Below are 20,235 nucleotides of genomic sequence, written 5' to 3'. Positions count from 1 at the left end.
CGATACCCGAATATTCGAATAACTATCCTTATAATATCTAATATTTTCTTTTATGTAGTAAAGATTTGCATCATCAGGCAATTCCGAACCTGAACCCCGGCCATACCGTTCGAAATGGGTCAGGACCAAGAGGTTCTTCATATAGGGATCGGAAATCCCGGAAACGTAAATCAACCCGCTAATGATGTAACGTAATATACAATTTTATGTGGTGTAATATATAATTAATAGAATTATAATTTATCGGAAAAAAGACCATTTCTCACTTCCCGGAGAATATAAGGAGCCTCCTTTAATTCAAAGACATTTTCTGTTTTCCGTCCTTTTTTCTGCCGGAAGTACCTGATTTCCCCGAAGTTCCGGAGAAAAGTCTCATACACTTCCGTAAATTGATCGAATTCCTCTGCTGTGAGCTCAATTATTCCTTCCCGGCCTGCCAGCCAGTCATAGACCTTGAGAAGGACGACTTCTCTCACCCGCTTCAAACCCTCTGCTTCAGGCAGATTTTCAAAATAGAGGCTTTTTTTCAAGTCAGGAGACCAGGCTGCAAAGAGCCTGTGAAAATCAACAACCTGAACAGGTATTTTCTCCCCCGACTCGGGCCTGGGATAATAATGATTCTTTCCGGGGAGGAGCCCTGCCTCTTCCAGGCTCACCACCTTCCGGCATACCGGGGCCCCTTCCAGTACCTTTCCTGAATTTTCTTGATTCTGTAGCCCATGTAAAGCCCGACAAAAAGCCCACTCAGGTGAGCGATATGGGCCACCATGTCCGTTGAATGTATCATGAGGAAGTCGAGTCCGGCAAAGAGCACGAGGGCATTTTTCAATTTCATGGGAATAAAGTAGACATAGACACGTGAATCCGGCTCAAGCACCGCCAGGGCTGCAAAGACCCCGTAGATTGCTCCGCTGGCTCCGACAATTGGGCTTGGGTAGATCCCGAAGATAGGCATGCTCATCAGGGCATGCCCCACTGCCGAGAGGATTCCTGCCGTAAAAAAGATCCCCAGAAGCTGCTTATTTCCGACCCTCTGTTCAAGAGCCCTTCCGATAAAGAACATGACAAGCATGTTAACAAATAGATGACTAATACCATTGTGCAGGAAGATGTAGGTCACAAGAGTCCAGGGCCTGCTAAGGACATGGGAAGGGTCAAACCAGAAAGTCTGGTAATATAGGGACCCTATCCCCGGCATCAGCTCCACCATGAAAGAAAGTACACAGATGGCTATAATTGCCATGGAAGGGCTGGTTGACACCGAACGTTTTATCCTGTCCACCGTTCCGCCGGACCCATAAGGTGTGCTGTTTTGATACATGTTTCCTAATTCTCATTTATTTTTATATAGTATAAATCTACCTGAATGTGACAACTGAATAACAGAAATTCTTTCAGGAAATTCCATATAAAAGAACCCATACAGGGAGCCAGCATTTCAATACATTGAAAGGGCTGTCATAAAAAGGTTTGTAACAAACCCCTCAAAAGCCGTGAAATATCCCTCGAAGTCCGGACCCCGAATTTCTCTCAGGCAGGATAAAAAATGTCCGGGGTCAAAAAGCCCAATGCTTTGCCTGTAAAGCAGGAGAGCTTAAAACAGGAAAATTCCCGGCTTCAACTCTGAAGAATGGAAATGCTTCCCGCCTAACCCCTGACCTCTGATGCCCGAACAAATTTTGACCCAAACAACACCTGATACATATAATATATGTAAAATGCATAAGTGCCAGATACATAGAATAAACTGTACTTCAGAGTCTTACTACATAAACGTTGACACATATAATAGATACATCAAGTAAGATGTCTGTAACCATGCTGCAACTATTGATACATATTTTTGCCGGACTATTCAAAAGGATAATCTATATGGGGCTGTTTTGCCGGACTATTCAAAAGGATAATTTATATGGGACTGTTTTGCTGGAATATTCTACGATAATCAATGAGACTGTTTTGCCGGACTATTCAAAAGGATAATCTATATGGGACTACTCTGGATTATACATGTAGACATACCATCAAAGCATTTCAAACGTACAGGTTGTTTTCTGATGCATAAGTCGGGCCACTGGATGCCCTTCAAGGCAACTAGATGTCAGGTGAACACCAAACCCTTGCTATATCGTATCATACATTAATAGGACGGATATATATACAAAACAGATAAATTTATAAAAATATATAAAGGTTAAAAAAATTAAGCTCGGATCTGATCAGGATCGGAGGTAAAACCGATTCACGGCGTTTACTAAGGGAAAAATGCCAGTTCCTTACTCATATATATAAATTTTGGTAATTTCATTAGAGCAAATTTTATAGAAAACATGTAAATTAAGTGAAATGTATATATACGGAATGATAATTCGATTGAATATCATTCTAATTTAAAATATATTTCCGAATAAGAAATATTAGGAGAATTATTTACATCAAATGATAAATAAGTAAAAGATATACAGGAAAAAATAATATTATAATAAAGATTATTCATACTCAAACATAGCTTTTTTGAAAATCATCATCATGCGGACTTGCTCCCTATGATCCATATTTACAAAACATTAATTTCCATACAGACAGAGAACGGACTTTTTGCACTTTGCCAATCCCGAAATAGGGTGTAACAAATTAGAAAATATTATATAGATTTGGCACATTTACACCGTTAATTAGTGTTTATTATCCATCGGTAGTGATCTCTTTCTAAAAATTCAGGTCACAATCGCTGGTAAAAACGGTTTTTAAGAGAAAAGGGCATAAAAACAGAAAATTTAGAAAAATAAAGCCCTAAAAACGAGTTTTGACCAAATATACTTCCAAAAAAACGTTTTAGTTGGGAAAAACGTTCAGTTAAGGAACGAATATTTGAAAAAGCGATAAAAACGTTTTGCAATTAAGTTCGGACCAGACGATTGGAAATGTAAAGTTTAAAGCAAAATTTGTAATTTATAATCGTTAAGGATAGGCCGGACTATGCAAAAATTTGCAATCATTTCAGCGAAGTAGACTCAAAACAAATTTAGGAGGTAAAGCTCAGATGAGCAAACTAACTACCGGGAGTTTTTCTATAGAAGATCTGGAATCCGTTCAGATCACAATTAACAACATTGTGGGGGCAGCAAAGGAAGCTGCCGAAGCAGAAGAGATCGGTCCGATGGGCCCGACCCCATTCCCGGGTCTGGCATCCTACAGGGACGACTGGAACCTTGTGCTCCTTGACCGTTATGAGCCTGTAATCACCCCTATGTGTGACCAGTGCTGCTACTGCACATACGGCCCCTGTGATCTCTCCAACAACAAGAGAGGTGCCTGTGGTATTGACATGGCCGGACACAACGGCAGGGAATTCTTCCTCCGTGTGATTACCGGTACTGCCTGCCACGCAGCCCACGGCCGCCACCTGCTTGACCACCTGATCGAAACCTTTGGCGAAGATGTCCCCCTCGACCTTGGACAGTCCAACGTGCTCACCCCGAACATCACAATCACAACCGGGTTAAGCCCCAAGACCCTCGGGGAACTCAAGCCTGCAATGGAACACACAGAAGAGCAGTTAACCCAGCTCCTTGCAACCGTCCACGCAGGGCAGGAATCCTCAGAGATCGACTACGACTCAAAGGCTCTCTTCAGCGGCAGCCTGGACCACGTAGGAATGGAAATTTCCGATATTGTGCAGATCGCAGCCCTCGACTTCCCGAAGGCAGACCCCGAAGCCCCCCTCGTTGAAATCGGCATGGGAACCATTGACAAGGAAAAGCCCTTCCTCTGTGTGATCGGACACAATGTGGCCGGTGTCACTTACATGATGGACTACATGGAAGAAAACGACCTGACCGACAAGATGGAAATCGCCGGGCTCTGCTGTACCGCAATCGACCTGACCAGGTACAAGGAAGCTGACAGGAGACCCCCATACGCCAAGGTCATCGGTTCCATGTCCAAGGAACTCAAGATTATCCGCTCCGGAATGCCTGACGTCATTGTTGTTGACGAACAGTGTGTCCGTGGAGACATCGTACCCGAAGCCCAGAAGCTTAAGATCCCTGTGATTGCATCCAATGCCAAGATCATGTACGGCCTGCCCAACAGGGACAACCAGGACGTCGATGCAACCATTGAGGAACTCAAGTCCGGAGCGATCCCGGGTTGTGTGATCCTGGACAACGAGAAGCTCGGAGAGCTCACCATAAGGCTGACCCAGGAAATGCACCCGATCCGCAAGGCAGAGGGCTTCAGGGAAATCCCGAGTGACGAGCAGTTAAAGGAATGGGTCGACAAGTGTGCCGACTGCGGTGCCTGTTACCTGGCATGTCCGATTGAGCTGGACATCCCCGAGGCCATGAAGTTCGCCAAGGAAGGAGACTACTCGTACCTTGAGGACCTCCACGACGCATGTGTCGGCTGCCGCCGCTGCGAACAGGTATGTAAGAAGGAAATCCCCATCCTCAGTGTTATCGAGAAAGCTTCCCAGAAGCTGATTGCCGAGGAGAAGGGCTGGATGAGAGCCGGCAGAGGTCAGGTATCCGACGCAGAAATCCGTGCTGAAGGTCTGAACCTTGTCATGGGTACAACCCCGGGTATCATCGCGATCATCGGATGTCCGAACTACATTGGCGGTTCCAAGGACGTCTACTACATCGCAGAAGAATTCCTGAAAAGGAACTACATCGTGGCCGTTACCGGCTGTGGTGCGATGGACATCGGTATGTACAAGGACGAAGACGGCAAGACCCTCTACGAGAAGTACCCCGGTGGATTCGAATGTGGTGGACTTCTCAACAACGGGTCATGTGTCTCGAACGCCCACATCACCGGAGCAGCCGAGAAGGTCGCCGGTATCTTCGCCAGCAGGACAATGGAAGGCAACCTTGCAGAAATCGCCGACTACACCCTATCCCGTGTCGGAGCCTGTGGCCTTGCATGGGGTGCATTCTCCCAGAAAGCATCTTCCATCGGCACCGGATGTAACATCCTTGGTATCCCCGCAGTGCTCGGAGCCCACAGTTCCAAGTACAGGAGAGCCCTGATAGCTAAGACCTATGACGAATCCAAGTGGAAAGTCTACGACGCCAGGAACGGCGAAGAAATGCCAATCCCACCAGCACCGGAATTCCTCCTGACAACCGCAGAGACCTGGCAGGAAGCAATCCCGATGATGGCAAAGGCCTGCATTCGCCCGTCCGACAACAGCATGGGAAGGTCAATCAAACTGACCCACTGGATGGAACTCCACGAGAAGTACCTCGGGGAAAGGCCGAAAGACTGGTGGAAGTTCATCAGGAACGAAGCCGACCTCCCGCTTGCCAAGCGTGCAGACCTCCTCAAGGTCCTTGAAGCAGACCATGGATGGGAAATCGATTGGAAGAAGAAGAAGATCATTTCCGGTCCGAAGATCAAGTTCGACGTCTCGGCACAGCCCACTAACCTCAAGAGACTCTGCAAGGAGGCCTGAAAATGGTTGACACTACAAAGAACACCAAGCTCTTTACCAGCTACGGGGTGACCACCTCCAAGGCAATCAACCCGGACATGGCAGCCAAGATGATCTCCAAGGCAAAGAGGCCTCTGTTTGTGGTCGGGACCGGTGTCCTTCAGCCCGAACTCCTGGACCGCGCAGTCAAGATTGCAAAGAAGGCAAACCTTCCGATTGCAGCTACCGGAAGTTCACTCCCCGGATTCCTGGACAAGGACGTGGATGCCAGTTACATCAACCTCCACCAGCTCGGGTTCTACTTAACCGACCCGAAATGGCCCGGACTTGACGAAAAAGGCAACTACGACATGGTTATCGTCCTTGGTTTCAAGAAGTACTACATCAACCAGGTACTGTCCGGAACTAAGAACTTCTCCAGCGTAAAAGCAATTTCAATCGGTAGAGACTACATCCAGAACGCAACAATGTCCTTCGGGAACATCAGCAAGGAAGACAACTATGCTGCCCTGGATGAATTAATCGAGAACTTATAAATCTGATTTAGGAGGCGAAACATAAATGGCAGATGAATTCCCATTTGAAATTTCCCCAATGTATGAAGGTGAAAGAGTAAGAAAAGACGGTATGTTTGTTGAGCTCGGTGGTCCCAAGTCCATGGGTCTGGAACTCGTCCGGGCAGCAGACATGGACGCAATTGTAGACGACCAGGTCACAATCGTCGGTCCTGACATCAAGGACATGGAAGAGGGCAAGACCTACCCCTGGGCAATGGTCTTCAACATCGCCGGAGAACTGGTCGAACCTGACCTTGAGTCCGTTGTTGAAAGGCGTGTCCACGACTTCGTGAACTACTGCCAGGGTATCATGCACCTGAACCAGAGGTATGATGTCTGGATGAGGGTTTCCAAGGACACAGCTGGAAAGATCGACTCCCTTGAGGCCTTCGGTCAGGCAGTCATGATGCTCTTCAAGACCGAACTTCCCTTCATCGAGAAGATGCAGGCAACCTTCTACACCGAAGAGGCAGCAGTCAAGGAGCAGCTTGATGCCGCAACGGAAATCTTCAAAGCCAGAGACGCAAGGACCAAGGACCTCCACGATGAAGACGTTGATGTCTTCTACGGCTGCACCCTCTGCCAGGCATTTGCTCCAACAAGCGTCTGTGTGGTTTCCCCTGACAGGATTGCCCTCTGTGGTGCAATCAACTGGTTTGACGGCCGCGCTGCCGCAAAGGTAGATCCGGAAGGCCCACAGTTCGAGCTGGTAAAGGGAGATGTAATCGACGAACTCAGCGGTGAATACACCGGAGTTAACGAGATTGCCAAGAAACTCTCCGGCGGCGAGTTTGACAGGATAAAGCTCCACTCCTTCTTCGAATTCCCGCACACATCATGCGGCTGCTTCGAAGTTGTAGGGTTCTACATCCCTGAAGTCGACGGTATCGGCTGGATTAACAGGGAATTCCAGGGAATGTCCCCCAACGGACTCGGGTTCTCCACAATGGCCGGTCAGACCGGTGGTGGGAAGCAGGTAGTCGGTTTCCTCGGTGTTGGTGTGAACTACTTCTACTCCCCCAAGTTCATCCAGGCTGACGGCGGATGGAACAGGGTTGTCTGGCTCCCCTCCACATTCAAGGAGAAGATTGCAGAAACCATCCCTGCTGACATCATCGACAAGATCGCAACCGAAGCAGATGCTCCGGATGTCGACGCCCTGAAAGCCTTCCTGCAGGAGAAGGACCACCCCGTAGTTGCAAACTGGGTAGCAGAAGAAGAGGAAGAAGAAGAGGAAGAAGAAGAGGAAGAAGCTGTTGCAGCAGCCCCAATGATGATGCCTGCAGCAGGCTTCCAGATGCCCGCAATGCCGATGGTCTCCGGTGGATCCGGCGGTGGAATCAAGCTGACATTCAAGAACGCAAAGATTTCCATCGACAAGATGATCATCAGCGAGAAGAAAGCAAAGAAGTGAGTGACACGCAGGTGCTCTAAAACAGAAAAACAATTCAAAAGAGGTATTCTGTGACAAAAGTTATTGCAATAACGGGAAAAGGCGGGACAGGTAAAACAGCGGTAGCGGCTCTTTTGATCCGCTACCTTTCTAAAAATGACAACTTTTTACTTGCAGTTGACGCAGATGCGGATACGAACCTGCCAGAAACCCTGGGATGTGAGGCAGTAAAGACTATCGGGGACGCAAAGGAGGCACTCCAGGAGGAGATTACAAAGCCGAAACCTGACCACCCCGACATGAATAAGGAATCGATACTCCAGAGTAAGATCTACGAGATTATTGAAGAAATGTCGGGTTACGACCTCCTGGTAATGGGCAGGCCCGAAGGTGCAGGCTGCTACTGTTACGTAAACAACCTGCTTCGGGGCATCATGGACAAACTTGTTGTCAACTATGATGTGGTGGTCATTGACACGGAAGCCGGACTCGAGCACTTCAGCCGGAAGATCATCCGGAACGTCGATAACCTGATAGTGGTGACAGACGCCTCAAGAAGGGGTTTCAGGACTGCTGAAAGGATTCATGAACTTGTGGATGAACTGGAATCAAATATTAGCAATATACATGTTATTGCAAACAAGGTCACAGATGCCAACCGCGATAAGATCGAAAAACTTGCCGGGGATCTAAAACTTGACCTTATAGGCATGGTCCCCCTTGACCCGAAAGTCGAGGAGCTGGACATAGGGGGCATCCCTCTCTCCGAACTCCCTGAGGATTCGGCTGCAGTGATTGAAATCGAAAAAATTGCAAAGAAACTGGGGTTCTAACCCTGGTTTCAAACAATTTTACGAACCTGTGGAACGCTGCAGGATGAAATGGGGTTCAGGGAATACAGGACCCTCAGGCATGTAACTGAGATTTAAGCGGATCTTTATAGTCCATAAAAAACGCATCACATTAACTCAGTCACTCATAAAAACGGATAATCAACTGAAATGGTGAGGTTTACATGGCAAAGAAGATGAAATTAACTGACATTACAGACATGTTCGCGGGCATGGACGTAGAAGCCCTCGAAGGTGTTACTATTGAAGGGGACATTGAACTTGACCTGGGAGGTCTTGGCGGTGGCTTTGACCCGATGCTCGCTGCAGCCCTGGGACAGGAGAGTGCAGTACTTGCCCAGCACTTCGCAAGAATTGCAGGTATGTTCGGCTACCCCGTAGGCATCGGAGGCCCTGCAGCCGCTGCACCAGCAGCAGCCCTTGCTGCCCCGAAGTTTAAGGATCTCATCCCTGCCAAATTCGATGTTGCAAACATGGCAGATTGGGCAACCCCAATACAGGAAGTCAGGATAGGTAACACATCAGCAGACGGTGGAAGCCGTGGAAAGGCAGTGCACGTTGGTGGCGAGAAGGCCCTTCCGTTCTACTTCGACGCTGAGATGCCGAACAGGAACCAGGTTACAATCGACGTATTCGATATGCGCATTGGCCTTGCAAAGGCTGTAAAGCAGAACTACGACGAAGTCATGGACAGCCCAGGAGAATGGGCAAAGAAGAACGTTGAGCAGTTCAACGCCGACATGATCACAATCCACCTGATTTCAACCGACCCGCTCATCAAGGACACACCCGCCAAGGAAGCAGCCAAGGTTGTAGAAGAAGTCCTGCAGGCAGTTGACGTGCCAATCGCGATCGGTGGATCCGGGAACCCGCAGAAGGACCCAGAAGTCCTCGCAAAAGCAGCAGAAGTTGCAGAAGGCGAGCGCTGCCTCCTTGCATCTGCAAGCCTGAACCTGGACTATGCAGCAATCGCAGAGGCCGCATTAAAGTACGACCACGATGTGCTTTCATGGACACAGCTGGACATGAACTCCCAGAAGGAACTCAACAGGAAGCTCATGAAGCAGTGCAACGTGCCCAGGGAAAGGATAATCATGGACCCGACCACTGCAGCCCTCGGATATGGTCTCGACTACGCTTACACCAACATGGAGCGTATCAGGCTTGCAGCCCTTATGGGTGATGACGAACTGACCTTCCCGATGTCCTCAGGTACCACCAACGCATGGGGTGCCCGTGAGTCCTGGATGGTTGGATCACCACTCAAGGAAGACTCCGACTGGGGCCCGAGAGAATACAGAGGCCCGATATGGGAGATTGTCACTGGTCTGTCCCTTGCCCTTGCAGGAAACGATCTCTTCATGATGATGCACCCGACATCGGTTGCTTTCCTGAAGAAGGCCACGCAGACCCTATTCGGTTCGATAGATGCAGAGCCTGTTGACATTTCCAACTGGATCGCAGCGGAGGTGTAAACAATGAAAATAAACAGCCCATTACAAGCCTACAAGTACCTGCCCCAGACCAACTGTGGAGAATGTGGGGAACCCACCTGTATGGCCTTTGCATCCAAGCTGATCGACAGGTCCGGTAAGACTGCAGATTGCCCACCCCTGGTTAAGGAAAAGAAGTTCGCAAAGAAGCTTGCAGAACTAGAAGGGCTCCTTGCTCCTGAAATCCGTGAAGTGATCATCGGTGTAGGCGAGAAAGCAGCAAAGATCGGTGGGGACGATGTCCTGTACCGCCACAAGCTCACTTTCTTCAACAAGACAAAGATGTTCTTCGATGTGGCAGACAACATGGAAGAAGCTGCCCTTGTGGAGAGAGTAAAGCAGATTGCTGACTTCAGGAAGTTCTATGTAGGAAACTACCTCCTCCTCGACGGTGTGGCAGTAAGGGCAGCCTCCGGAGACCCCGCAAAGTTCGCAGCAGCCGTCAAGAAGGTAGCAGAGACAACAGATCTCCCCTTAATCCTATGTTCCTTCGATCCTGCAGTCCTCAAAGCAGGCCTTGAAGTAGTAAAGGACAAGAACCCGCTGCTCTACGCCGCAAACAAGGACAACTGGAAGGAAGTAGGAGAACTTGCCCTTGAGTACAAGGTGCCTGTGGTAGTTTCTGCCCTCAATGACCTTGATGCCCTCAAGACCCTCGCAAAGACCTTAGCCGAGGCAGGCATTCAGGACATTGTCCTTGACCCCGGAACCGTTCCGGTAGGCAAGGGACTGAAGGACACATTCACCAACTTCCTGAAGATCAGGAGAGCAGGAATCGATGGGGACGTCGAGATTGCCTACCCGATACTGGCCCTTCCGTTCACAGCCTGGATGGCAGGAATCGAGGACCCTGTAAGTGCATCATACTGGGAAACCGTGATGGCTTCAATGTTCACCATCAGATACGGCGACATAATGATCCTGCACAGCATGGAGCCATATGCCGTCCTGCCTGAGATGCACCTGGTAGACACCATCTACACTGACCCGAGGACCCCTGTAGCCGTTGACGGTGCTATGTACAAGGTAGGAAGCCCGACAGCAGACTCTCCGGTGTTCTTCACCACGAACTTCGCCCTTACCTACTACACGGTAGAGAGCGACATTGCATCCAACGGAATAGACTGCTGGCTGCTTGCAGTTGACACCGACGGTATCGGCGTGGAAGCTGCCGTTGCCGGTGGCCAGCTGACCGCCGACAAGGTAAAGGACGCCTTTGATAAGTCAGACTTCGACCTTAAGAAGGACGTCAAACACAACACCGTGATCATTCCGGGTCTGTCAGCTCGCCTGCAGGGAGACCTTGAGGACTCACTCAGTGCAAGCATCAAGGTAGGCCCAATGGACTCCGGCCGTATCCCCGGCTGGATGGAAAAGAACTGGCCACCGCAGTAAATACAAAAACAAATTTGAATATTAATATTCCGTGTCACTCTGACACGGAATAAAGTTTATTGAAACTTTTACAAAACGCAGTTGTCGACTTTCCTGACAGGCTCTGAATTGAAGAGAAAAGTTACATAAAAATCGACTTTTTTGCCTTAATACCATACAGATTTGCTTTGTTTTTTCCATCCAAATAAACATCCAAATAATTGGCTCTGTAGAAATCCTCAATTAATGCAAATTATTTCTTCAACTTTTTTGTATATATGTTTGAAAACTGAAATCGAACCCGGTCACAAACAGGAACCTTTTCATCAATACAACAAGGTTTCTACTGGACCGAAAAAACTTCTTTGACATGAAAAAGTTACTTTGCTTGCACGAATGCGCCAGCTAAACTTTGATTGACCGTTTAAGCCTCAACTAAGAAGTTACTCAACGTCTGCACGTGCAGAATTGATATTCGGAACCTTAATAGATACCAGACAATTATCCCCTATAAAAAGAAGAAAGACTCTTGCCAGATCAATTTTTCTAATTAAGTCCAATCTTGGGTAAACGATTGATTTTTTTTCCAAACAATTAGTTCCTTATACGCAAGTAAGCATGCTATCTTAATTATAGAATTAGTTGATCGAAAAAATAGAGGTATTAAGTATAGGACTTACGCATTTGAATTGAAAAACGGAGTAACAAGCTTTTAATGTCCAAAACGAAAATTTAAACAATAATATTTATTGTGCTTGATATTATACATCAATCACATACATCTACAATGGTAAAATGTTCGCATGAGCCAAAATGGGCACATACATCAGACTCAAGTCCAGTATCACTCATCAATGATATAGCTATTATTGTCACTTTTTTTGCTTCCTTCACCTGTATTCCTTCTGCTTTCCTTTTTTTTAGGGCAACAGTAATCATTCTCAATAAACCTCTTTCCTCTTCCATCACCGCCTATTCGGAAAATTAGACTGGAACCACAATTCGGACAGCTTGTGGGACGAAGCTGGTCGGACTTTAATTCCCACACATGATCGCATTCTTTGCAGAGAAAATCGACCTCGCATTCACCACTATTAACGTATTCCCCTCCAGATATCTCGATCGCTTTTCCGTTGACAAGAGCCTCAGCCACCTTCTGTCTTGCCTTTTGGAGGTCGCCCCAGAAAGTTTTCCGGGATACTCCCATTCTGTTAGCAGCCTCACTCTGCTCCATCTGGAGAAAATCGCAAAGACGAATAGCCTCAAGCTCTTCTATAGATAGGTTGGTAATTTCCAGACAGCAAAGAGGGATTTCTCTAGGCTTGTAATAGGTGGCCTTTGGAAAGCAAGATACCCTGCGCTTAACTCTATTGACCATCAAACTACACTTATACAACACGTAATAAGTATCTATCTATTTTACGCAACGCGTTTAAAGTATTGACCTTAACATCGGCATTAAGGAGTGAGAGTAAACACAAAATACCATAATAACGCTAAAAGTATATACTCAGCTGGAATGCCATCAAACCAGGAATCTCAGAATAATTTGGAAAAAAATTTATAGTGAAACGTGTAGTATAGACATTTGAGAAATATCGTAGTGCCTACATAGTTTCTGGAATACCAGAAATTGAAGTCTATAACTCTCTACTGAACCGCAGTTTGGGCAGAGATCTTGCCTGAGCCTAATATTTAAAAGAGGCCCATTATAGTTACATATCGGACAAGAAAAAAGACCCTCTATTTTTTTCAAAATTATATTAAATTTGATAAATAAGTCCATCCAGTACTTTAATAGCTTCCTTTTAGTGTATAAAGACGCTGAATAAGTTTTACATCTAGATTTTTCAAATCTGCAACTAAATTCTTGATTTCGATAAATACTGGCATGAATTTTCCTCTGAAATCTTGAGCTGCAGTTACATTCGGCAGATTTTTATTTCCGGACTGCGCATTGAGGCATGAAATCCTCTAAGTTTCAATATTCTCTATCCCAGTCTGCTTCCTGCATCTTTTTTATGCTTCCTTCATTAGTGTTCCTGCTGCTTTCCCTTTTTTTAGACATCAGTAATCATTCTCAATAAACCTCTTTCATCTTCCATCGCTGCCAATTCGGAAAATTCGACCGGAATCACAATTAGGACAGCTTGCGGGACGACGCTAGTTAGACTTTAATTCCCACATATGATCGCATTCTTTGCAGAGAAAATCGATCTTGCATTCACCACTATTAACGTATTCTCCTCCAGAGATCTCAATAGTTTTTCCGTTGACAAAAGCGTCAGCTGCCTTCTGTCGTGCATTTTGGAGGTATTTCCAGAAAGTTTTCCGGGATACCCCCATTACGTCAGCAGCCTTATTCTGCTCCACCTGGAGAAGGTCGCAAAGACGAATGCCTCAAGCTCTTCCAGGGACAAGTTAATAATTACGAAAACACTTCCCGGAATTTCACTGAGTTTGCAATAAGTAGCTTTTGGGATTCTTGATACTCCGCTTAACTCAATAAACAGTCAAAATACGCAAATGAGATGTTGTATAAATAATTAACTCTGAAACAATTAAACTATTGACAAAATTAATAAGCTCTGAACCCATATTTCGGATTCTGTATTTTAAGTACAAAACCAATAGCATTAAACTCATAACTACATAAAATGCGATTATAACTATGACGTTTACTTAATAGCTTTGTATCATATGTCCGTTAGTCCTGTGGTTATTTTCTGCCTTTTACACCTGATTTAACGTAAAAGTTCTGCTAATCACTGGTACTTTCGTTTTGCATCTTATTCGAATAATTTCATGTTATTTTCTTATGAAAAATGAGTATATGATGCCGTTTTTCATGCTTCATCACGAGTCAACGACCCTTAAGAGTTTAGATAGGATTTATACGGCGGAATTTTTTGTATTTTTATATTTATACCAAACAAAAGTGAAAACTATTTATAACACGTCGCTTAAGTGTAATTTAAGAGTCTATCCAAAAAGTGCTGTGACCTACTGTAAATTCTACAATAAGCGAATCATAAATGAACGGATTCCGGATAATAAACACTAATTGTCTAATTGTGATTTTACAACATGCATAGAACTTTTCGGGTAGTCTCTAAGATCTCTTATTTCTGTGAGATCGCAACTTACTATTATATGACTTACCCACTTGAGGTCTAAAACAAAAGCAGTGAACTCCCAACTTTCTAAAAACTCAAGTTTTAACTGCTTAATTTACTGTACTTGATTTTGTATTGTAAGTGTGCAAGTTCTATAAAAAGTTAATAAAGCTAAAATGAGCAAATTAACTACCTGATTTTTTATATAAAGATCTTGAATCCTTTCAGATAACTATCAATAATTTTGTAGGGGCAGCAAAGGAGGCTGCTGAAGAAAAAGCAAAGGAGCTCGTAAAGCAGGCCCCAAACTTTTCCCAGGACTTTTGGAGACCGTTCCAGAAAGTTTTCCGGGATACCTCCATTCTGTCAGCAGCCTCAGTCTGCTCTACCTGAAGAAGGCCTCAAAGACGAATACCTCAGCTCTTTCAGGGACACGTTAATAATTACGAGAACACTAGCGGAATTTCACTGAGTTTGTAATAAGTAGCTTTTGGGATTCTTGATACTTCACTTAACTCAATAAACCGTCAAAATACGCAAATGAGAGGTAGTATAAATAATTAATGCTACAACAATTAAATTATTGAGAAAATAAATAAGCTCTGAATCCATTTTAGGATTATGTATTTTAAGTACAAAACCAATAGCATTAAACTCATAACTGCATAAAATGCGATTATAACTATGACGTTTACTTAATAGTTTTGTATCATATGTCCGTTAGTCCTGTGGTTATTTTCTGCCTTTTACACCTGATTTAACGTAAAAGTTCTGCTAATCACTGGTACTTTCGTTTTACATCTTATTCGAATAATTTCATGTTCATTTCTTATGAAAAATGAGTATATAGTGCCGTAGTTCATGCTTCATCACGAGTCAGTGACTTGTTCACGAGTCAATGACTTGTTCACGAGTCAATGACTTGTAAGAGTTTAGATAAGATTTATACAAAGGAATTTTTTATTATTTTTATATTTATACAGAACAAAAGTGTAAATTATTTATAATACGTCGCTCATGTGTAATTTAGGAGTATGTTCGAAAAGTGCTGTAACCTACTGTAAATTCTACAATTGGCGATCATAAATGAACGGATTCCGGATAATACGCACCGATTGCCTAATTGTGATTTTACAACATGCATAGAACTTTTCGGATAGTCTCTAAGATCTCTTTTATTTATTCTGAGATCGCAACGGCTATTATAGGACTTACCCACTTGAGATCTAAAACAAAAGCAGTGAACTCTAAAATCTCTAAAAATTCAAGTTTTAACTGCTTAATTTACAGTACTTGATTTTGTATTGAAAGTGTGTAAATTCTATGAAAAGTTAAAAACGATCTACTAAAAATGTCATTTAAATAGTTGGAACTGTAAGTATGCAAGTTCTATAAAAATTTAAAAACGATTTACTAAAAATGTCATTTGAATAGTTGGAACTGTAAGTGTGCAAGTTCTATAAAAATTTAAAAACGATTTACTAAAAATGTCATTTGAATAGTTGGAACTTTCAAGCAGACATCAATATAAATTGCACAGTCAGTATCGGTATGCCGAATATCGTAAATACAATCCTCTGACAAATCGGCTTTAAGCGTATTTAGGAGGCAAAGCTAAAATGAGTAAATTAACTACCGGGAGTTTTTCTATAGAAGATCTGAAAGATGTTCAGATCACAATTAACAACATTGTGGGGGCAGCAAAGGAAGCTGCCGAAGCAGAAGAGCTCGGTCCAATGGGCCCATCCCCGTTCCCGGGTCTTGCAACCTACAGGGACGATTGGAACCTCAAATTACTCGACCGTTATGAGCCCGTAATCACCCCAATGTGTGACCAGTGCTGCTACTGCACATACGGCCCCTGTGACCTCTCCAACAACAAGAGAGGTGCCTGTGGTATTGACATGGCCGGACACAACGGCAGGGAATTCTTCCTCCGTGTGATCACCGGTACTGCCTGCCACGCAGCCCACGGTCGTCACCTGCTTGACCACCTGCTCGAGACCTTTGGCGAAGACGTCCCACTTGACCTTGGACAATCCGACGTCCTGACCCCCAACATCACGATCACAACCGGGCAGAGCCCCAAGACCCTCGGGGAAATCAAGCCTGCAATGGAACACGCAGAGGAACAGCTCACCCAGCTCCTTGCAACCATCCACGCAGGGCAGGAATCCGCAGAGATCGACTACGACTCAAAGGCTCTTTTCAGCGGCAGTCTGGACCACGTCGGAATGGAAATTTCCGATATCGTACAGATCGCAGCCCTCGACTTCCCCAAGGCAGACCCCGAAGCCCCACTTATTGAAATGGGTATCGGGACTATTGACAAGGAGAAGCCATTCCTCTGTGTGATCGGACACAACGTGGCCGGTGTCACCTACATGATGGACTACATGGAAGAAAATGAGCTGACCGACAAGGTGGAACTCGGTGGACTCTGCTGTACCGCAATCGACCTGACCAGGTACAAGGAAGCCGACAGGAGGCCCCCATACACCAAGGTCGTCGGTTCCATGTCCAAGGAGCTCAAGATCATCCGCTCCGGAATGCCTGACGTCATTGTTGTTGACGAACAGTGTGTCCGTGGAGACATTGTACCCGAAGCCCAGAAGCTCAATATCCCTGTGATTGCATCCAACGCCAAGATCATGTACGGTCTGCCCAACAGGGACAACCAGGACGTCGATGCGACCATCGAGGAACTCAAGTCCGGAGCAATTCCGGGTTGTGTGATCCTTGACTACGAGAAGCTCGGAGAAATCTCCGTAAGGCTCGCCCAGGAAATGCACCCGATCCGCGAAGCAGCAGGAGTCAGGGAAATCCCATCCGATGAACAGATGAAGGAATGGGTTGACAAGTGTGCCGACTGTGGAGCCTGCTACCTGGCCTGCCCGATCGAGCTGGACATTCCGGAAGCCATGAAGTTCGCCAAGGAAGGAGACTACAGCTACCTTGAAGAACTCCACGACGCATGTATCGGCTGCCGCCGCTGCGAACAGGTCTGTAAGAAGGAAATCCCAATCCTCAGTGTTATCGAGAAGGCATCCCAGAAGATCATCGCCGAGGAGAAAGGCTGGATGAGAGCCGGCAGAGGACAGGTATCCGACGCAGAAATCCGTTCCGAAGGCCTGAATCTGGTCATGGGTACAACCCCGGGTATCATCGCAATCATCGGATGTCCGAACTACTCTGACTGCGCCAAGGGTGTTTACTACATCGCAGAAGAGTTCCTGAAGAGGAACTACATCGTTGTCGGTACCGGCTGTGGATCAATGGATATGGGTATGTACAAGGACGAGAATGGCGAGACCCTTTATGAGAGGTTCCCCGGCGGATTCGTATCCGGTGGACTTGTTAACATCGGGTCCTGTGTCTCGAACGCCCACATCACCGGAGCCGCCCAGAAAGTCGCCGGTATTTTCGGTGGCAGGACCATGGAAGGCAACCTCGCAGAAATCGCTGACTATGTCCTGAACCGTGTTGGTGCCTGCGGTCTTGCATGGGGTGCATTCTCCCAGAAAGCATCTTCCATCGGTACCGGATGTAACATCTACGGTATCCCCGCAGTGCTCGGTGCCCACAGTTCCAAGTACAGGAGAGCCCTGATCGCAAAGGACTATGACGAATCCAAGTGGAAAGTCTACGATGCCAGGAACGGCGAAGAAATGCCAATCCCACCAGCACCGGAATTCCTCCTGACCACCGCAGAGACCTGGCAGGAAGCAACCCCGATGATGGCAAAAGCCTGCATCCGCCCGTCTGACAACAACCTGGGAAGGTCTATCAAACTGACCCACTGGATGGAACTCCACGATAAGTACATCGGCGGACTGCCCGAGGACTGGTGGAAATTCATCAGGAGTGAGGCTGATATCCCACTTGCCAAGCGTGCTGCCCTCATGAAGAAACTTGAAGAGGAACAGGGCTGGGAAATCGACTGGAAGAGGAAGAAGATCATCTCCGGTCCGAAGATCAAGTTCGACGTCTCGGCACAGCCCACTAACCTCAAGAGACTCTGCAAGGAGGCCTGAAAATGGTTGACACTACAAAGAACACCAAGCTCTTTACCAGCTACGGAGTAACCACCTCCAAGGCAATCAACCCGGACATGGCAGCCAAGATGATCAAAAAGGCAAAGAGGCCACTTCTTGTGGTCGGATCCGGAATCCTTAAGCCCGAACTTCTGGACCGTGCAGTTAAGATTGCACAGAAGGCGAACCTTCCGATCGCTGCCACAGGTCACTCTCACGTAGGATTCCTGGACAAGGACGTAGATGCCAAGTACATCAATGTGCACCAGCTCGGGTTCTACTTAACAGACCCCAACTGGCCCGGAATTGATGGGAACGGAAACTACGACATGGTTATCGTCCTGGAATTCAAGAAGTACTACATCAACCAGGTACTGTCCGGAACTAAGAACTTCTCCAACTTGAAAGCAATTTCAATCGGTAGAGACTACATCCAGAACGCAACAATGTCCTTCGGGAACATAAGCAGGGAAGACCACTACGTTGCCCTGGATGAACTAATCGAGAACTTATAAATTTGATTTAGGAGGCGAAGCATAAATGGCAGATGAATTCCCATTTGAAATTTCCCCAATGTATGAAGGTGAAAGAGTAAGAAAAGACGGTATGTTTGTTGAACTCGGCGGTCCCAAGTCCATGGGTCTGGAACTTGTCCGGTCAGCAGAGATGGACGCGATTGTAGACGACCAGGTCACAATCGTCGGTCCCGACATCAAGGACATGGAAGAGGGCAAGACCTACCCCTGGGCAATGGTCTTTAACATCGGCGGAGAACTGGTTGAACCTGACCTTGAATCCGTTGTTGAAAGGCGTGTCCACGACTTCGTGAACTACTGCCAGGGTATCATGCACCTGAACCAGAGGTATGATGTCTGGATGAGGGTTTCAAAGGACACAGCCGGAAAGATCGACTCCCTTGAGGCCTTCGGTCAGGCAGTCATGATGCTCTTCAAGACCGAACTTCCCTTCATCGAGAAGATGCAGGCAACCTTCTACACCGACGAGGCAGCAGTCAAGGAGCAGCTTGATGGCGCAATGGACATCTTCAAAGCCAGAGATGCAAGGACCAAGGACCTCCACGATGAAGACGTTGATGTCTTCTACGGCTGCACCCTCTGCCAGGCGTTTGCTCCAACCAGCGTCTGTGTGGTTTCCCCTGACAGGATTGCCCTCTGTGGTGCAATCAACTGGTTTGACGGCCGCGCTGCCGCAAAGGTAGATCCGGAAGGCCCACAGTTCGAGCTGGCAAAGGGAGATGTAATCGACGAACTCAGCGGTGAATACACCGGAGTTAACGAGATTGCCAAGAAACTCTCCGGCGGAGAATTTGACAGGATCAAACTCCACTCCTTCTTCGAATTCCCGCACACATCATGCGGCTGCTTCGAAGTTGTAGGGTTCTACATCCCTGAAGTCGACGGTATCGGCTGGATTAACAGGGAATTCCAGGGAATGTCCCCCAACGGACTCGGGTTCTCCACAATGGCCGGTCAGACCGGTGGTGGGAAGCAGGTCGTCGGTTTCCTCGGTGTTGGTGTGAACTACTTCTACTCCCCCAAGTTCATCCAGGCTGACGGCGGATGGAACAGGGTTGTCTGGCTCCCCTCCACATTCAAGGAGAAGATTGCAGAAGCCATCCCTGCTGACATCATCGACAAGATCGCAACCGAAGCAGATGCTCCGGATGTCGACGCCCTGAAAGCCTTCCTGCAGGAGAAGGACCACCCCGTAGTTGCAAACTGGGTAGCAGAAGAAGAGGAAGAAGAAGAGGAAGAAGAAGAGGAAGAAGCTGTTGCAGCAGCCCCAATGATGATGCCTGCAGCAGGCTTCCAGATGCCCGCAATGCCGATGGTCTCCGGTGGATCCGGCGGTGGAATCAAGCTGACATTCAAGAACGCAAAGATTTCCATCGACAAGATGATCATCAGCGAGAAGAAAGCAAAGAAGTGAGTGACACGCAGGTGCTCTAAAACAGAAAAA

At 46.6% G+C, this 20,235-nt stretch carries 13 protein-coding genes; 9 read left to right on the top strand and 4 right to left on the bottom strand.

Translation table 11 applies throughout. The features are described 5' to 3' along the window. Positions 1-233: 233 nt before the first annotated feature. Both MSMTP_RS03750 and MSMTP_RS03745 read right to left on the bottom strand, forming a co-directional pair. Positions 234-656, bottom strand: a complete 423-nt coding sequence (locus MSMTP_RS03750; protein WP_231582904.1) for a hypothetical protein — start codon at positions 654-656, stop codon at positions 234-236. Then, entirely contained in the window at positions 653-1,321 is a 669-nt protein-coding gene (locus tag MSMTP_RS03745) for a rhomboid family intramembrane serine protease (RefSeq protein ID WP_048177887.1), read from the bottom strand. Before MSMTP_RS03745 ends, MSMTP_RS03750 begins: the two co-directional genes overlap by 4 nt. A 1,722-nt stretch (positions 1,322-3,043) precedes the next feature. Between MSMTP_RS03745 and cdhA (MSMTP_RS03740) the strand changes: the two genes are divergently transcribed. The 6 genes from cdhA (MSMTP_RS03740) (at position 3,044) to acsC (ending at position 11,126) form a co-directional block, all read left to right on the top strand. After that, positions 3,044-5,458: a CO dehydrogenase/acetyl-CoA synthase complex subunit alpha gene (gene cdhA, locus MSMTP_RS03740; RefSeq protein ID WP_048177886.1), complete on the top strand. Its 2,415-nt coding sequence runs from the start codon at positions 3,044-3,046 to the stop codon at positions 5,456-5,458. Between the two features lie 2 nt (positions 5,459-5,460). Next, positions 5,461-5,973, top strand: coding sequence for a CO dehydrogenase/acetyl-CoA synthase complex subunit epsilon (cdhB, locus tag MSMTP_RS03735; RefSeq protein ID WP_048177885.1), 513 nt, complete (start codon positions 5,461-5,463; stop codon positions 5,971-5,973). A 25-nt stretch (positions 5,974-5,998) separates the two neighbouring features. Next, a complete protein-coding gene (gene cdhC, locus MSMTP_RS03730) occupies positions 5,999-7,408 on the top strand; it encodes a CO dehydrogenase/CO-methylating acetyl-CoA synthase complex subunit beta (RefSeq protein ID WP_048177884.1) in 1,410 nt (469 codons plus the stop codon). 50 nt (positions 7,409-7,458) lie between these two features. Beyond that, on the top strand, positions 7,459-8,220 hold the full coding sequence (locus MSMTP_RS03725; protein ID WP_048177883.1) for an AAA family ATPase: 762 nt from the start codon (positions 7,459-7,461) through the stop codon (positions 8,218-8,220). Between the two features lie 182 nt (positions 8,221-8,402). Continuing rightward, positions 8,403-9,713 carry a CO dehydrogenase/acetyl-CoA synthase subunit delta gene (cdhD, locus tag MSMTP_RS03720; protein ID WP_048177882.1) on the top strand — a complete coding sequence of 437 codons (1,311 nt, stop codon included), beginning with the start codon at positions 8,403-8,405 and terminating at the stop codon, positions 9,711-9,713. A gap of 3 nt (positions 9,714-9,716) precedes the next feature. Continuing rightward, positions 9,717-11,126 carry an acetyl-CoA decarbonylase/synthase complex subunit gamma gene (gene acsC / locus MSMTP_RS03715; RefSeq protein ID WP_048177881.1) on the top strand — a complete coding sequence of 470 codons (1,410 nt, stop codon included), beginning with the start codon at positions 9,717-9,719 and terminating at the stop codon, positions 11,124-11,126. 823 nt (positions 11,127-11,949) lie between these two features. Here acsC and MSMTP_RS20320 read toward each other — a convergent pair. Together MSMTP_RS20320 and MSMTP_RS19880 are read right to left on the bottom strand one after the other, a co-directional pair. Then, the gene (locus MSMTP_RS20320; protein ID WP_048177880.1) at positions 11,950-12,483 is read right to left on the bottom strand and encodes a DUF134 domain-containing protein; all 534 of its coding nucleotides are present in this window, start codon (positions 12,481-12,483) and stop codon (positions 11,950-11,952) included. 785 nt (positions 12,484-13,268) lie between these two features. Further along, positions 13,269-13,451 carry a DUF134 domain-containing protein gene (locus MSMTP_RS19880; RefSeq protein WP_231582986.1) on the bottom strand — a complete coding sequence of 61 codons (183 nt, stop codon included), beginning with the start codon at positions 13,449-13,451 and terminating at the stop codon, positions 13,269-13,271. A 2,389-nt stretch (positions 13,452-15,840) separates the two neighbouring features. Here MSMTP_RS19880 and cdhA (MSMTP_RS03700) point away from each other — a divergent pair. The 3 genes from cdhA (MSMTP_RS03700) to cdhC (MSMTP_RS03690) are packed head-to-tail and all read left to right on the top strand — an operon-like array spanning position 15,841 to position 20,205. Continuing rightward, positions 15,841-18,255, top strand: coding sequence for a CO dehydrogenase/acetyl-CoA synthase complex subunit alpha (gene cdhA / locus MSMTP_RS03700; RefSeq protein ID WP_048177878.1), 2,415 nt, complete (start codon positions 15,841-15,843; stop codon positions 18,253-18,255). A 2-nt stretch (positions 18,256-18,257) separates the two neighbouring features. Next, positions 18,258-18,770: a CO dehydrogenase/acetyl-CoA synthase complex subunit epsilon gene (gene cdhB / locus MSMTP_RS03695; protein ID WP_048177877.1), complete on the top strand. Its 513-nt coding sequence runs from the start codon at positions 18,258-18,260 to the stop codon at positions 18,768-18,770. Positions 18,771-18,795: 25 nt separating this feature from the next. Then, complete coding sequence (cdhC, locus tag MSMTP_RS03690) at positions 18,796-20,205, top strand: CO dehydrogenase/CO-methylating acetyl-CoA synthase complex subunit beta (protein ID WP_048177876.1); 1,410 nt, start codon at positions 18,796-18,798, stop codon at positions 20,203-20,205. Positions 20,206-20,235: the final 30 nt, after the last annotated feature.

It is taken from the genome of Methanosarcina sp. MTP4 (assembly GCF_000970045.1).
In the GTDB taxonomy this organism is placed as follows: Archaea; Halobacteriota; Methanosarcinia; order Methanosarcinales; family Methanosarcinaceae; genus MTP4.
This window is presented reverse-complemented; position numbering and strand designations above follow the sequence as displayed.